Here is a 13,167-nt window from a genome sequence, read left to right as displayed (position 1 = left end):
GGAAAACCGGCGACATCCGCTCGACGAGCGAGTGTCGCCGGTCTGAACCGTCAGTGCACGAGGCGGGCGACGGCGCCCTTCGCGCCGGAGGCCCAGCAGCCGGCCTGGGAGCCGTGACCGCCGCACTCGACGCTGTCGAAGCTGCCGTCGTAGAACTGCTTCCAGCTGCGCCCGCCGTCGAAGCTCACGTCGCTGCCGGACGGACCCACCGCGATGACGGTGGCGGGCGACCAGGGCACGAAGTGGGATCCACTCCGGTAACCCTTCGGCGCCTTGTCCGCGGGCACCAGCTTCCAGGTGCGTCCACCGTCGTACGTGACGGATGCGGCCTTCACCGCCTCGGTCGGCTTCTCGAAGTCACCGCCGACCGCGACTCCGAACAGCGGACCGCGGAACGCGAGGCTGAAGATGCCCGCCGCCGCGCCACTGGCCATCGGCGAGTCCGAGACCTTCCAGTGCCGGCCGCCGTCGAAGGTCCGGAACACCCGCGGCCGATCACCGCCACCGGTCGCGAACCAGGCCGTCCGGCCGTGTCCGGCAACCAGGCAGGTCCCGCTGGCCGCGAACGCGAACTCACCGGGCAACGCGGCCGGCATCCCCTCGTTCGCCTGGACCTTCCACGACTTGCCGCCGTCCGACGTCGCCGCGATCCGGAACTTGCCGTCGACCGGATCGCTCAACGCCAAGCCGTGCCGGTCGTCGTTGAAGGCGAAGCAGTCGTAGAAAGCGTTCGCATCGGTGTTGCGGAAGGTCTCGGTCCAGGTCTTGCCACCGTCCGCGGTCCGGTACACCCGCGAGTCCTCGCCGGTCCCGATCGACAGCACCACCGCGCGCTTCGCGTCGAACGCCTCCACGTCGCGGAACTGCAGCGCCTCCGCACCGGGCGGGCTGACATTCTGCCAGTGCCGCCCGCCGTCGACGGTCCGCAGCACGGTCCCTTCAGACCCGCCCACCCAGGCGACATCCTTGCTGACCGCGGCCAGCCCGCGGAACTGCGCCGTACTCCCGGTCGGCGTCGCCTTCCACTGGTACGCCGGCGAGTGGTGCGACGAACCGGTGCTCGCCTGAGCCGGCACGAGCTGAGACATCAACAGCAGACCTCCTGCCGCAACAGCGGCCACACGCAGGATTCTCATGCGCGGCAACCTAGTCGATGGGTCAGACCATCGTCAGCAGGAAGGACTGTGCCGTACCTCCGTTGCAGGTGAGTTGGACGAGTTGGGTGCTGTCGGCGGTCGAGCCGTTGGGGACGGTCAGGCACTTGCTGCTGTGGCGGCTGACCAGGTGGAAGTAGCCGCTGCCTTCGGAGACGGCCTGCCACTGCTGGTTGTCGCCGCTGCTGTAGGTCCACAACTGGAGCCCGGCGTTGTCGGCGGTGGACACCCCGGTCACGTCGATCACCTTACTCGCGTCGTTGCGGTTGTTCACCCGGGTGAAGCCGCCCGACGTGGGCTGGAACTGGAACTGCTGTGCCTGCGTGGCGTTGCAGCTGTACTGCTGGATCACCGTGCCGTTGGCGACGCCGGCGGCCCGAGCGTCGACGCATTTGCCGTTGGCCTTGTTCGAGACCTTGTACCAGGCGGTCGGCGACGGCTGGTCCACCGGCGGCGTCGTACCGGCGCCGGCCAGCCACTTCAGCGCGTCCATCATGAACTGGTTCTGCGCCGGGCTGTCGAAGGTCGACGAGAGCCGGGTGTTGGTCTCGTAGTTCATCGCGTTGTGGCCGAAGTTGGCGTAGATCATCTTGTAGTTCTTGTTCGTCCAGATGATCGGGTAGTAGCCGCTGTACCAGGTCTGCGCCGGGTCGGTGCCGACCGGGAAGCTGGACGGGTCGATCGAAGCCAGGATCTGGATGTTCGGGTTGTTCCGCAGGTCGTTCTGCCAGCTGTACCACTCGCTCACCGAGGACTGGAACGTCGCGCCCGTGTTCACCAACGACGGGTGCGAACGGTTCTCGGCCCTCAGCGTGACGGCGGTCGGGCCCCAGGTGTTCGACTGGAACCGGCCGGTCCCGAGCAGCGTGTTGTTGAACCACGGCCAGCCGCCACTCGCGTCGTTGTACGCCGACACGTGGAAGCCGAAGAACGCGCCACCGTTGTCCATGTACCGCTGGAACCCGGTCCGCTGCGCGTCAGTGTGCGGCGAGTCGTCCAGGAACATCACCACCTGGTACTGCGAGGCACTCAGGTTGTTCAACTGGTCCCAGTTGCTGGTCGCGGTGTAGTTGAAACCGTTCTGCGCCCCGAACTGCGGGAAGCGCTGGTTCGCCTCCTTCTCGAAGTCGATGTGCGCGGCGTCCCAGGTGCCGCTGTAGAACGCCAGCACATTGAAGTTCGCTTGAACTTGAGCGGTTGCGGTGGTCGTCAGACCACTGAGCAGCAAGGCGATGGCGAGCAGGAACGCGGGCAGGCGAAAGCGATCGGAAAGCATGGGGGCGGTCCTTTCCGGCGGGCGGCTTGCATGAAATTTCAGAACTTAAATTAACTCACGACGTAAGTCCGGTAAAGGCTCTGCCGCTTCCGGAACCAACGACCTCTTGCCGCCCGCCCGGCACCGCTGTCACCCTGAGCCACCGGCCCCGGAAGGAGCGCTCGATGAACGACTCCGTGCTCACCTCGGTCCTGCTGCCGATGGCGCTCGCGCTCATCATGCTCGGCCTCGGCCTGACCCTGACCGTCGCCGACTTCGCCCGGGTCCTGCGGATGCCCAAGGCCGTCCTGATCGCACTCGGCACCCAGGTGATCCTGCTCCCGCTGATCTGCTTCGGACTGGTGAAGCTGTTCGACCTCGAACCCGCGCTCGCCGCCGGCATGATGCTGCTGGCCGCCTCCCCCGGCGGCACTACCGCGAACCTCTTCAGCCACCTGGCCGGCGGCGACGTCGCCCTCAACGTCTCCCTGACCGCGGTGAACTCGGTCCTCGCCGTGGTCACGCTGCCGATCGTGGTCAACCTGTCGCTCGACCACTTCCTCGGCGAAGGCCAGATCGGGCTGCAGCCCGCGAAGATGCTGCAGGTGTTCGCGATCGTGCTCGTCCCGGTCGCCATCGGCATGCTGCTGCGGAACCGGTGGCCCAGGTTCGCGGAGCGGATGACCCGGCCGGTGAAGCTGGGTTCGATCCTCGTGCTGGCGCTGGTGATCTTCGCGGCGATCTACACCGAGCGCGCGAACGTCCTCGACTACATCGCGGCGGTCGGCGTGGTAGCCCTGCTGCTGAACGTGCTCAGCCTCGGGCTCGGGTACGTCGTACCGAAGCTTGCCCGGCTGGGTGAGCCGCAGTCGATCGCCTGCTCGATGGAGATCGGCATCCACAACGCCACCCTCGCCCTCACCATCGCGCTCAGTCCGGCCCTGCTCGACAACAGCCAGATGTCCATCCCGGTGGCGGTCTACGGCATCGTCATGTTCTTCCCGACCGCCGCGTTCGCCTACTACCTCGGCCGGCGGCGGACGGTTCAGTGGGCCGGGTCGAGCGCCTGACTTCCGAGCACCGCCAGCAGTTCGAGCCTGTCCGCGCTCTCGCTCCCCGGGGTGGCGGTGAAGACCACCAGAGTCTGCTGCTGGTCCCGGTTGTCGATCACCTCGCAGTACAGGTCGAGTTCGCCGACGACCGGGTGCTGGAAGCGCTTGGTCCGGCTGTGCGCGATGCCGATCTCGTGCGCGTCCCAGAGCTCGTCGAACTCCGGACTCAGCTTCCGCAGTGCGCGGACCATCGAGGCCGCGTACGACTTGGGGCCGTCCGCAGTGGCGACCGAGCGCAGCCACGAGACCAGCATCCGGCTGTGGGTGGACAGCTCGGGTTCGCGGTACAGATAGCGCGAGTCCGGGTCGGCGAACCAGCGGTAGAACTCGCTCCGCGCCATACCTTCGTAGTTGGTCTGCTCGCCGGCGAACGCGACATGCGCCGGCGTCTGCGCGAGCGTCTCGCCACACCGGTTGACCAGCATCGCGGGCGTGTCCTGCAGCCGGTCGAGGATCCGCAGCATCCCCGGGTCGACGTGACAGGTCCGCGTCGTCCGAGGCGGCGTACCGTGCCCGGCGAGCACGTACAGGTGGTCGCGCTCCTCCAGCGTCAGCCGCAGCGCGCGGGCGATCGAACCCAGCATCTCGGCCGACGGCTGCGGACCCCGGCCGCCTTCGAGCCGGCTGTAGTAGTCGGCCGACATCGAGGCCAGCGCGGCGACCTCCTCGCGGCGGAGTCCCGGCGTACGACGGCGCCGGCCGCGGGGCATCCCGACATCCTCGGGTTGCAGGGCCTCGCGGCGCTTACGCAGGAAATCGGACAGGTCGGCGTACTCCATGCCTCCAGTGTCCCGGACCAGCCGCCGTTATCCACTGCTTGCCGAGCAGAGGCTGAGCCGAGCCTGGTTGCCATCGGCATCAGCTCCCAGCCTGGAGACATGAGAACCACAGGCAACACCATCTTCATGACCGGCGGTACGTCGGGCATCGGCCTCGGGCTGGCCCGGAAGTTCCGCGACCTCGGCAACACCGTGATCATCAGCGGCCGCCGCCAGGACCTGCTCGACCGGATCGCTGCGGAGGACGGCATCGAGGGCATCACCCTCGACGTCGCCGACCCCGAGTCGATCGCCGCGGCCTTCGAGACCGTCACCGGTCAGCACCCGGACCTCAACGTCGTCGTCACGATGGCCGGCATCATGCGGATCGAGGATCTGCACGATCCCGCCCACCTCGCAACAAGCGAGGAGACGATCGGCATCAATCTCCTCGGCACGATCCGGACCATCACCGCGTTCACGCCGAACCTGCTGAAGCAGCCCGACGCCGCGATCGTCACGGTCTCGTCCGGGCTGGCGTTCGTCCCGCTGGTGCACACGCCGACGTACAGCGCGACCAAGGCGGCCGTGCACAGTTACACGCAGAGCCTGCGGATCCAGCTCGCGGACACCGGTCTCCAGGTGATCGAACTGGTCCCGCCGGCCGTCCAGACCCACCTGATGGGCCACGAACCGGACCCGGAATGGATGCCGCTGGACGAATACCTCGACGAGTCGGTCAGCCTGTTCCAGACCCAGCCGAACGCCGACGAGATCCTGGTCGACCGGGTCCGCTTCCTCCGCGACGCCGAGCGCGAGAACCGGTACGACGACGTGATCCGGATCCTGAACTCAGTCGGCTAGCTCCTGCTCGATCCGCTCCACCTTCGCGGTGAGCTGGCCGGTGTACCCGGGCCGGATGTCCGCCTTCAGCACCAGGCTCACCCGCGGCGAAACGGCGGCGACCGCGTCGACGGCCTGCTTGACCACGGCCATCACCTCGTCCCACTCGCCTTCGATGTTGGTGAACATCGCGTTGGTCTCGTTCGGCAGGCCGGAGGCGCGGACCACGCGGATGGCTTCGGCCACCGCCTGGCTCACGCCTCCGGTCTCGTCACCGCCGGAAGGGCTGATGCTGAATGCAACGATCATGCATCCAGCTTGCCAGCACCGTCCTCAGACCTCGTCCTGGACTGCTTCCTCTGTGGCGCGGCGCTCGGCACCCGAGGTCGTCAGCAACGGCTTCTCCTTGATGAACACGACCGCGATCAGCGCCAGCACCGCGAACGGCACCGACATCATGAACAGGTCGGCGGTCGCCGCGCCGTACGCGTTCTCGACCACGGTCCGAACCTGCTCCGGCAGCTCCGCGATGTTCGGCACCGCGTTGCTGCCGCCGGACGACGCGCCGCCCGGGTTCAGCGTCTCGGTGACCTTGTTGGCCAGGATCGCGCCCAGCACGCTGACCCCGATCGTGCCGCCCATGCTGCGGAAGAAGCTGACCGCCGAGGTGGCCGCTCCCAGCTCCTTGGCCGGTACGTCGTTCTGCGCGGCAAGCACCAGGTTCTGCATCACCAGACCGATGCCGACACCGAGCACCAGCATGAAGCCCCACAGCATGTACTTCGACGTGTGCGCGTCGATCGTGCCGAACAGCGCCAGCCCGACCGGCAGCAGCACGCTGCCGGTCACCAGGTAGATCTTCCACTTGCCGTACTTCGTGATCAGCCCACCCGCGATCGTGGACGCGACCATCATGCCCAGGATCAGCGGCAGGCTCATCAGCCCGGCCTTGGTCGGCGAGTAACCCTGCGCGATCTGGAAGTACTGCGCCAGGAACACCGATCCGCCGAACATCGCGACACCGACCAGCATGCTGGCGACGATCGACAGGGTCACCGTGCGGTTGCGGAACAGATCCATCGGGATGATCGGCTCTGGGTGCTTGCGCTCGACCATCACAGCCGTCACCAGCAGCGCCAGTGCCACCGCGACCAGCACGAAGCTCCAGGCCGACGCCCACTCGAACTTGTTGCCGGCGAACGACGACCAGACCAGCAGCGTGCTCACTCCGGCGGTGATCAGGAACGCACCCCACCAGTCGATCCGCACGTCCCGGCGTACCGTCGGGAGCTTCAGCGTGCGCTGCAGCAGCACGATCGCGGCGAGCACGAACGGCACGCCGATCAGGAAGCAGGCCCGCCACCCTAGCGGTGAGTCGACCAGGAAGCCGCCGAGCAACGGTCCGCCGACGGTCGCCGAGGCGAAGATCGCGCCGAAGATGCCGGAGTACCGGCCGAGCTCACGCGGCGGGATGATCGCCGCCATCACGATCTGCACCAGGGCGGTCAGGCCACCGGCGCCGAGCCCCTGCAGGACCCGGCTGCCCAGCAGTACCTCGATGTTCGGGGCGAAGCCGGCCACCAGCGAGCCGACCACGAAGAAGCACAGCGAGAGCTGGACCAGCAGCTTGTTGTTGTAGAGGTCGGCGAGCTTGCCCCACAACGGCACTGTGGCCGTCATCGTGAGCAACTCGAGGGTGACAACCCAGGTGTACGACGATTGGCTGGCGCCGAGGTCGTGGATGATCCGCGGCAACGCGGTCGAGACCACGGTGCCGGCCAGGATCGCCACGAACATGCCCATCATCAGGCCCGAGATGGCCTGGATGGTCTGCCTCGGGGTCAACGTTGTAGTGACGTTCTCGGTGACCTCACCCGGCGCCGATCCGGGCGTGGGCGAAGAGGTCGTCGTCATGAGGGACCTTCCTGTTCTTCGGGCATGGTGTGGTTGGTCTTGGTTTCGTGCGGCACGGTCGGGTCGAAGCTGGGATCGAGGCCCTCGGCGAGCACGCGGAACCCTTCGGCGACGAGATCGCGGACGGACCGGTCCGGTGCGCCCTTGTGCAGCTCCATCGCGACCCGGCAGGCGGCGCCGGCGGCACTGACGATGAGCGCCGCACGGACCGATCCGGCCGGCTCACCCATCCGCTCGGCCAGCCCGGCGGTCAGCAGACGCTCGTCCTCGAAGCTGGACATCATCAGCTGGTACACCAGGCTCGGCGACGACATGATCAGCTCGCCCCGCCGCGACAACTCGCCCTCGCGCTCGAGATCCCGCAGTACGTCGTCGACGACGAACCACATCGTGGTCAGCGGGGACTCCGTGGCCGGCGCGGTCCGCATCCGGTCCAGCGCCCGCTCGAGATGCTCGGGGTTGCGCCCGAGGATCGCGTGCTCCTTGTGCGGGAAGTAGTTGAAGAAGGTGCGCACCGACACGTCCGCGGCCTCGGCGATCTCCTCGACCGTGACGTTGTCCGGGCCCTTGTCCAGGGCGAGCCGCAACGCGGCCTCGGCCAGCGCCGCCCGCGTCTCCCGCTTCTTCCGTTCCCGCAACCCACCCTCTGCGTGCCTCACCGGACCAGACTAGAAACAAACTTGCACTCACTGCAAACTATTAACCCTGAAATCTTGCAGTCCTGCAGAAAGTTGCGTGAACGGGCAGCCATGACCCCGTCGGACTGATAAAATGACTACGCAGCCTCCGGTAGCGGACCTTCCGCCGTTCGGAGGCTTTCGTGTATGCAGACACTCCTGTACCGCGCCGCCATCCGCGGCTTCCGCGGCACCGCCGTCCTCCCGATGAACGTGCTCCGCGACCTCCACCCGGACCTCTACGAGCGCGAAGCCCGCAAGTACGCCTACCGCCCTGCGGCGATGGACAACCCGGTGCCGCCACTCGGCTGCCGCTGGGCCGACGTCGTCTTCCTCTCGCCGGTCCACCCCGCGCCGATCTTCGACGCCCTGCGCGAGTCCGGTCGGGTCGGACCGGGCGGACTTTCCTACTGGACCGTCGACGCCGAGCTGCTCGACCCGAGTCGCACCTGCATCCTGATGAAGCGCCACGACCCGGAGTTCCGTCCGCAGCCCGCCGAGGACTATCTCCCCTACAGCCCCGCGACCGTCGCCACTCTCTCCACCCCGTCGAACAAAGCGCTCCACCGCCTCCGCAACCTGAACGCCACTGAGCCGCTGCTCCCCTGGGCCGACATCCCCCACGTCCTCCACCGCGGTCCCGTCCCGCTCACCGTCTTCCGCGACAAGGACGGCAACAGCATCAGCGCCTGAACCGCGGCACCCACGCCGGCACGCTCCGGCGGTACGCGTCGTACTGCGCGCCGTACCGCTGGAGCAGCACGGGCTCCTCGTACCACCGCACGAACGCCGCCATCACGGCCCACGCGAGTACGCCGTACGTCAGCACCCGCAGGTCGAGGAACAGCAGCGCCTGCCCGAGGATCGCGGTCACCACGCCGACGTACATCGGGTTGCGCACGAAGCGGTAGTCACCGCCGACCACCAACTCCTCCGTCGGAGCGACCGGCGCCGGCGTCCCCCGCCCTTCCAGCACGAACCGCACAAACGCCCGCAGTACGACGAACGCCCCAGCAGCCACCACGACAAAGCCCGGCCAGAACCGCGGCGCAGCCCACCCACTCACGGCCCACGGAATCACTCCGCCCACCACACACGGCGCGGCGAAGAAGAACGCCGTACTGCCGAGCGCGGCCTTAAGCACGGTCGAGTCTCGCGATCACGCGGTCGGACAGCTCGCAGAAGGTCTCGAGCTCGTCCGGGCTGAGGTCGGCGAACCAGTCGGCGACAGCGGCGAAGTCACCCGCATCGCGCTCACGCCAGTAGTCCGCACTGTGATTCGTTGCTGATAGCAACTTGCGACGACGGTCCGCGGGATCCGGCTCGACCTGCAGCAGCTCCTTGCGCTGCAGGGCCGCGACGATCTGCGCGACGTTCTGGTGGGTGCTCCCCAGAGCGGCCGCCGCCTCGGCCAGCGACGGCTTCCCCATCGCCTGGACCGCTGTGATCAGGGCCGCCTGCTGGGTCGTGAGCCCGTCCTCGCGCAGACGCACATCCATCTCGTTGCGCAGCTTCTGCGCAAGCATCAGCGTCGTCCGGAACGCGCGGACCGATGGCGCCAACTCCGACTCTGCTCCGAGCCCGAACATCTTGCTCCGTGACGACATAGGCAATATATTACCTATCACTGTCGAAGGGGGCAACCGTGATCTGTCTACTGCCGCACTGCGCCTACTTGTCCGAGACCTCCCGGATGCTCGAGCTGCACCGCGCCCTCACCGAGCTCGGCCTCGAGATCCGTGTCGCCACCCACGGTGGACCGCACGAGCGCCTGCTGGCCGAGGCCGGCATCGAGTACGACGTCCTCGGCCCAGGACTGTCAGCCGCCCGCGCGGCCGCGTTCGTCGGTTCGGCCGTCGGGCTCGGCGATCCGCGGCAGAGCATGTACGACGATGATGAGATCCGGACGTACGTCGCGGCCGAGGCCGAGTACTTCCGAGCGCACGGGATCACCCTCGCCGTCACGGGATTCACCCTGACCACCTTGCTGTCGTCGCGACTGGCCGGCGTACAGGTGATCACTGAGCATGCCGGCAGCTTCGTGCCGCCGGTTTTCGAGCATCGGCTGCTGCCGGCGCCGACCCGGCCGGTGGATCCACGGTTGAAGCATGCGCCGGATTGGCTGGCCCGATTCCTCATCAACCGAACCCCGAACCGCTTCCCGGGTTACTGCATCGGCTTCAACCGGGTCGCCGAAGACCTCGGTGTGGAAGGCATTCCCAGCCTGGCCGCGCTCCTCCTCGGTGACCTCTCGCTGGTCCCGGAGATCACTGAAGTTCTTGGGATCTCCGCCGCGGAGGTCGCCGCCTGGAAACCCGGCAAGGGTTACCGGCCCGGCTCGCAACTGCGGACCGTCGGCCCACTCTTCGCCCAGCTGAGCCTCCCGATCCCACCCGAGGTCCAGAAGTTCCTCGACCGCCCCGGCCCGACGATCTACCTCGCGATGACGTCGACTCCGCCCGAGCAGGTCCGCCAGGCGGTCGCCGACCTCACCCGGCTCGACGCCCGCATCCTCGTCGCCGGCACCATCCACACCCTCGCAGACCTGACCACAGACCAGATCCAGGTAGCCGGCGTCCTCCCCAGCCACCTCGTCATGCCGCAGGTCGATCTCGCCGTCACCACCGGCGGCCAAGGCAGCGTCCAGACCGCAATGGCCAGCGGTACGCCGCTCCTGGGCATCCCACTGCACATCGAACAAGACCTCAACGTCGCGCTGGCCGAACGTCTCGGCGCCGCACGCCGCGCCCGCTCCACCACCCTCGCCGATCTCGCCACCCAAATGCTCGCCAACCCCGCCCACCGCGAAGCCGCCGAACGAATCCAGAAGCTCTACGCAGCCGTCGACGGCCCCTCGGAAGCAGCCACGACCATCGCCCAACAGCTGTAAGTGGTCCACCCCGACCCGCCGGAGATCGATTTCCCTGACGGGTCGGGGCGATTAGTGTCGGTGGACATGACGACCACGGACTGGCCCCTCCTCCGCACCTACTCCGGCCGTCGGCTCCGCCGGATCGCCCTGCCGCTCGGCGGAGTCGGCACCGGGACGGTCAGTCTCGGCGGCCGCGGCAATCTCCGCGACTGGGAGATCGTGAACCGCCCGGCGAAGGGCTTCCACCCGGGTACGGCGTTCTTCGCGATCCGCACCGAGTCACCTGACGGCACCGTGACGACCCGTGCCGCCGAAGGCCCGCTGGACCTGAGCGAGTACGAGGGCGCCCACGGCAGCGCCGCCCAGAGCCACGGCCTCCCCCGCTTCCGCGAAGCCACCTTCGGTACGGCGTACCCGTTCGGGCGGCTCCAACTCCGCGATGACGACGTACCGGTCGAGGTGGACCTGGAGGCGTTCAACCCGTTCGTCCCGACCGACGTCGAGGCCAGCTCGTGGCCGGTCGCCGTACTGCGCTTCGTGGTGACGAACCCGGGCGATCAGCCGTTGACGGTCTCGCTGGCGGCGTCGCTACAGAACTTCATCGGCCGCGACGGCAGCACCGATGTTGCCTCAGACAACTACAACAGTACGGCGACCGGTGGGAGCGGGCCGTCCGGCATTCGCGTGGACGGCGTGCTCCTGCGCAGCCGCGGTATCGATCCGGTTGCGGAGCAGTACGGCTCCATTGCCCTCGGCGTGATCGACAGTCAGGACCTGAGTCGCCGGACCGGCTGGGCGGACCGGACGTGGGGCGACAGCCTGCTCGACTTCTGGGACGACTTCAGTGCGGACGGCCGGCTCGACGAACGCACCAGCGAGTCCGCGACACCGATCGCCTCGGTGGCCGACCGCCGTACGATCGAGGCCGGCGCGACCGAGCGCTTCACCTTCCTGCTCGGCTGGCACTTCCCGAACCGGCGCGCGTGGGAGAAGCCGGACATCGTCGGCAACCACTACACGACGCTGGTCGACGACGCCTGGACAACGATCTGCCGGTTCGCGCCGCAGCTCGGAGGGTTGGAGCGTCGTACGGTCGCGTTCGTCGAGGACTTCCTCTCCGGCGACCTGCCGGACCAGGTCAAGGAAGCGGCGCTGTTCAACCTGAGCACGCTGCGGACGCAGACCGTGTTCCGGACGCCGGACGGGCGGTTCTTCGGCTGGGAAGGGTGCTCCGACCACGAGGGCAGTTGTTTCGGCAGTTGCACGCATGTCTGGAACTACGAGCAGGCGACGCCGTTCCTGTTCGGTGAGATCGCACGCTCGCTGCGCGAGGTCGAGTTCGGCCATGCGACCAACGATCAAGGACTGATGAGCTTCCGGGTCGGGTTGCCGTTGGCAACGAGTGCGCAGGACTGGCAGGTCGCCGCCGCCGACGGACAGCTCGGGTCCCTGGTGAAGCTGTATCGCGACTGGCGACTCAGCGGTGACGACGAGATGCTGCGCTCCTTGTGGCCGGCTGCTCGACGGGCGCTCGAGTTCTGCTGGATTCCCGGTGGCTGGGATGCCGATCGCGACGGCGTGATGGAGGGCTGCCAGCACAACACGATGGACGTCGAGTACTACGGACCCAACCCGCAGATGCAGTCGTGGTACCTGGCGGCCCTGCGTGCCTGTGAGGAGATGGCCCGGTCCCTCGGCAGCCCGGATCTCGCGGATCTCGCGGACGAGTGCCGGCGGATGTTCGAGTACGGCAGCGCCTGGATGGACGAGCACCTCTTCAACGGTGAGTACTACCGGCACGAGATCCGCCCGCCGGCCTCCGCGGACGAGGTCGCACCGGGCCTGCGCGAGCGGATGGGCGCGGCCGACCCCACGAACCCTGTGCTGCAACTCGGCGACGGATGTCTCGTCGACCAACTGGTGGGTCAGCATCTCGCCCGGCTGACCCAACTCGGCTCGCTGCACGACACGGACCGCGTGGTGACGACGTTGCGCAGCATCCTGAAGCACAACGGCCGGTCCGGGTTCTTCGGGCACTTCAATCACATGCGCAGCTACGTGCTGGGCGACGAGTCCGCCGTACTGATGTGCAGCTACCCGCGTGGCAACCGGCCCGAGCGCCCGTTCCCGTACTTCTCCGAGGTGATGACCGGATTCGAGCACATCCTCGCTGTCGGCCTGATCTCGGAGGGTCTGGTCGACGAAGGGCTGAAGGTGATCGCCGACATCCGGGCCCGGTACGACGGCGAGCGGCGAAACCCCTTCGACGAAGCGGAGTGTGGTCACCACTACGCGCGGGCGATGGCGAGCTGGGGTGCAGTGATCGCGCTGACCGGGTTCGACTACGACGGGCGGACCGGGGTGATGCGGTTCGCGCCACAGGTCGCGGGATCCCGGCACTTCTGGTCCACCGGTGACGCCTTCGGCACCGTGGACCTGGCCGAGGGCACCCTCCACGTCCGCGAAGGCAGCCTGCGGCTCACCTCGATCGAGCTCCCGGATCGTGCGCCGATCGACGTACCGGGCGGCCTGGGAACCGCCGGGGATGTGGTGAAGTTGGGCTGACCATACCAAACGGTATG

13 protein-coding genes are annotated in these 13,167 nt (G+C 67.7%); 5 read left to right on the top strand and 8 right to left on the bottom strand.

The genetic code is table 11. From position 1 onward, the window contains the following. Positions 1–50 precede the first annotated feature (50 nt). Together OG817_RS41255 and OG817_RS41250 are read right to left on the bottom strand one after the other, a co-directional pair. Positions 51–1,136: a WD40/YVTN/BNR-like repeat-containing protein gene (locus OG817_RS41255; RefSeq protein ID WP_406050432.1), complete on the bottom strand. Its 1,086-nt coding sequence runs from the start codon at positions 1,134–1,136 to the stop codon at positions 51–53. A 22-nt stretch (positions 1,137–1,158) separates the two neighbouring features. Further along, entirely contained in the window at positions 1,159–2,430 is a 1,272-nt protein-coding gene (locus OG817_RS41250) for an RICIN domain-containing protein (RefSeq protein ID WP_406050430.1), read from the bottom strand. A 164-nt stretch (positions 2,431–2,594) separates the two neighbouring features. Here OG817_RS41250 and OG817_RS41245 point away from each other — a divergent pair, with 164 nt between their 5' ends. Then, positions 2,595–3,479 (top strand): bile acid:sodium symporter family protein, encoded by an 885-nt coding sequence (locus OG817_RS41245; RefSeq protein WP_406050429.1) that lies wholly within the window; start codon positions 2,595–2,597, stop codon positions 3,477–3,479. On the opposite strand, the gene OG817_RS41240 is transcribed toward OG817_RS41245, so the two are convergent. Next, positions 3,455–4,300 (bottom strand): helix-turn-helix transcriptional regulator, encoded by an 846-nt coding sequence (locus OG817_RS41240; protein ID WP_406050427.1) that lies wholly within the window; start codon positions 4,298–4,300, stop codon positions 3,455–3,457. The two genes, OG817_RS41245 and OG817_RS41240, sit on opposite strands and share 25 nt — an antisense overlap. Before the next feature lie 99 nt (positions 4,301–4,399). On the opposite strand from OG817_RS41240, the gene OG817_RS41235 reads away from it, so the two are divergent. Further along, positions 4,400–5,143, top strand: coding sequence for an SDR family oxidoreductase (locus OG817_RS41235; RefSeq protein WP_406050426.1), 744 nt, complete (start codon positions 4,400–4,402; stop codon positions 5,141–5,143). Here the strand turns inward: OG817_RS41235 and OG817_RS41230 are convergent. The 3 genes from OG817_RS41230 to OG817_RS41220 are packed head-to-tail and all read right to left on the bottom strand — an operon-like array spanning position 5,132 to position 7,695. Beyond that, complete coding sequence (locus OG817_RS41230) at positions 5,132–5,431, bottom strand: MTH1187 family thiamine-binding protein (RefSeq protein ID WP_406050425.1); 300 nt, start codon at positions 5,429–5,431, stop codon at positions 5,132–5,134. The genes OG817_RS41235 and OG817_RS41230 overlap by 12 nt on opposite strands. A 24-nt stretch (positions 5,432–5,455) precedes the next feature. Further along, positions 5,456–7,036 (bottom strand): MDR family MFS transporter, encoded by a 1,581-nt coding sequence (locus OG817_RS41225; protein WP_406050423.1) that lies wholly within the window; start codon positions 7,034–7,036, stop codon positions 5,456–5,458. Then, complete coding sequence (locus OG817_RS41220) at positions 7,033–7,695, bottom strand: TetR family transcriptional regulator (protein ID WP_406050421.1); 663 nt, start codon at positions 7,693–7,695, stop codon at positions 7,033–7,035. Before OG817_RS41220 ends, OG817_RS41225 begins: the two co-directional genes overlap by 4 nt. A 165-nt stretch (positions 7,696–7,860) precedes the next feature. On the opposite strand from OG817_RS41220, the gene OG817_RS41215 reads away from it, so the two are divergent. After that, entirely contained in the window at positions 7,861–8,406 is a 546-nt protein-coding gene (locus tag OG817_RS41215; protein ID WP_406050420.1) for a hypothetical protein, read from the top strand. Here OG817_RS41215 and OG817_RS41210 read toward each other — a convergent pair. After that, complete coding sequence (locus OG817_RS41210) at positions 8,396–8,857, bottom strand: methyltransferase family protein (protein WP_406050418.1); 462 nt, start codon at positions 8,855–8,857, stop codon at positions 8,396–8,398. The two genes, OG817_RS41215 and OG817_RS41210, sit on opposite strands and share 11 nt — an antisense overlap. Further along, entirely contained in the window at positions 8,850–9,320 is a 471-nt protein-coding gene (locus OG817_RS41205) for a helix-turn-helix domain-containing protein (RefSeq protein ID WP_360445874.1), read from the bottom strand. Before OG817_RS41205 ends, OG817_RS41210 begins: the two co-directional genes overlap by 8 nt. Before the next feature lie 38 nt (positions 9,321–9,358). On the opposite strand from OG817_RS41205, the gene OG817_RS41200 reads away from it, so the two are divergent. Beyond that, positions 9,359–10,603, top strand: coding sequence for a glycosyltransferase (locus tag OG817_RS41200; RefSeq protein WP_406050417.1), 1,245 nt, complete (start codon positions 9,359–9,361; stop codon positions 10,601–10,603). A gap of 66 nt (positions 10,604–10,669) precedes the next feature. Beyond that, positions 10,670–13,150, top strand: coding sequence for a GH116 family glycosyl-hydrolase (locus OG817_RS41195; RefSeq protein WP_406050416.1), 2,481 nt, complete (start codon positions 10,670–10,672; stop codon positions 13,148–13,150). Positions 13,151–13,167: the final 17 nt, after the last annotated feature.

This window comes from Kribbella sp. NBC_00889 (assembly GCF_045207705.1).
Lineage (GTDB): Bacteria > Actinomycetota > Actinomycetes > Propionibacteriales > Kribbellaceae > Kribbella.
Note: the sequence above shows the minus strand (reverse complement) of the source record. Positions and strands in the feature narration are given on the sequence as shown.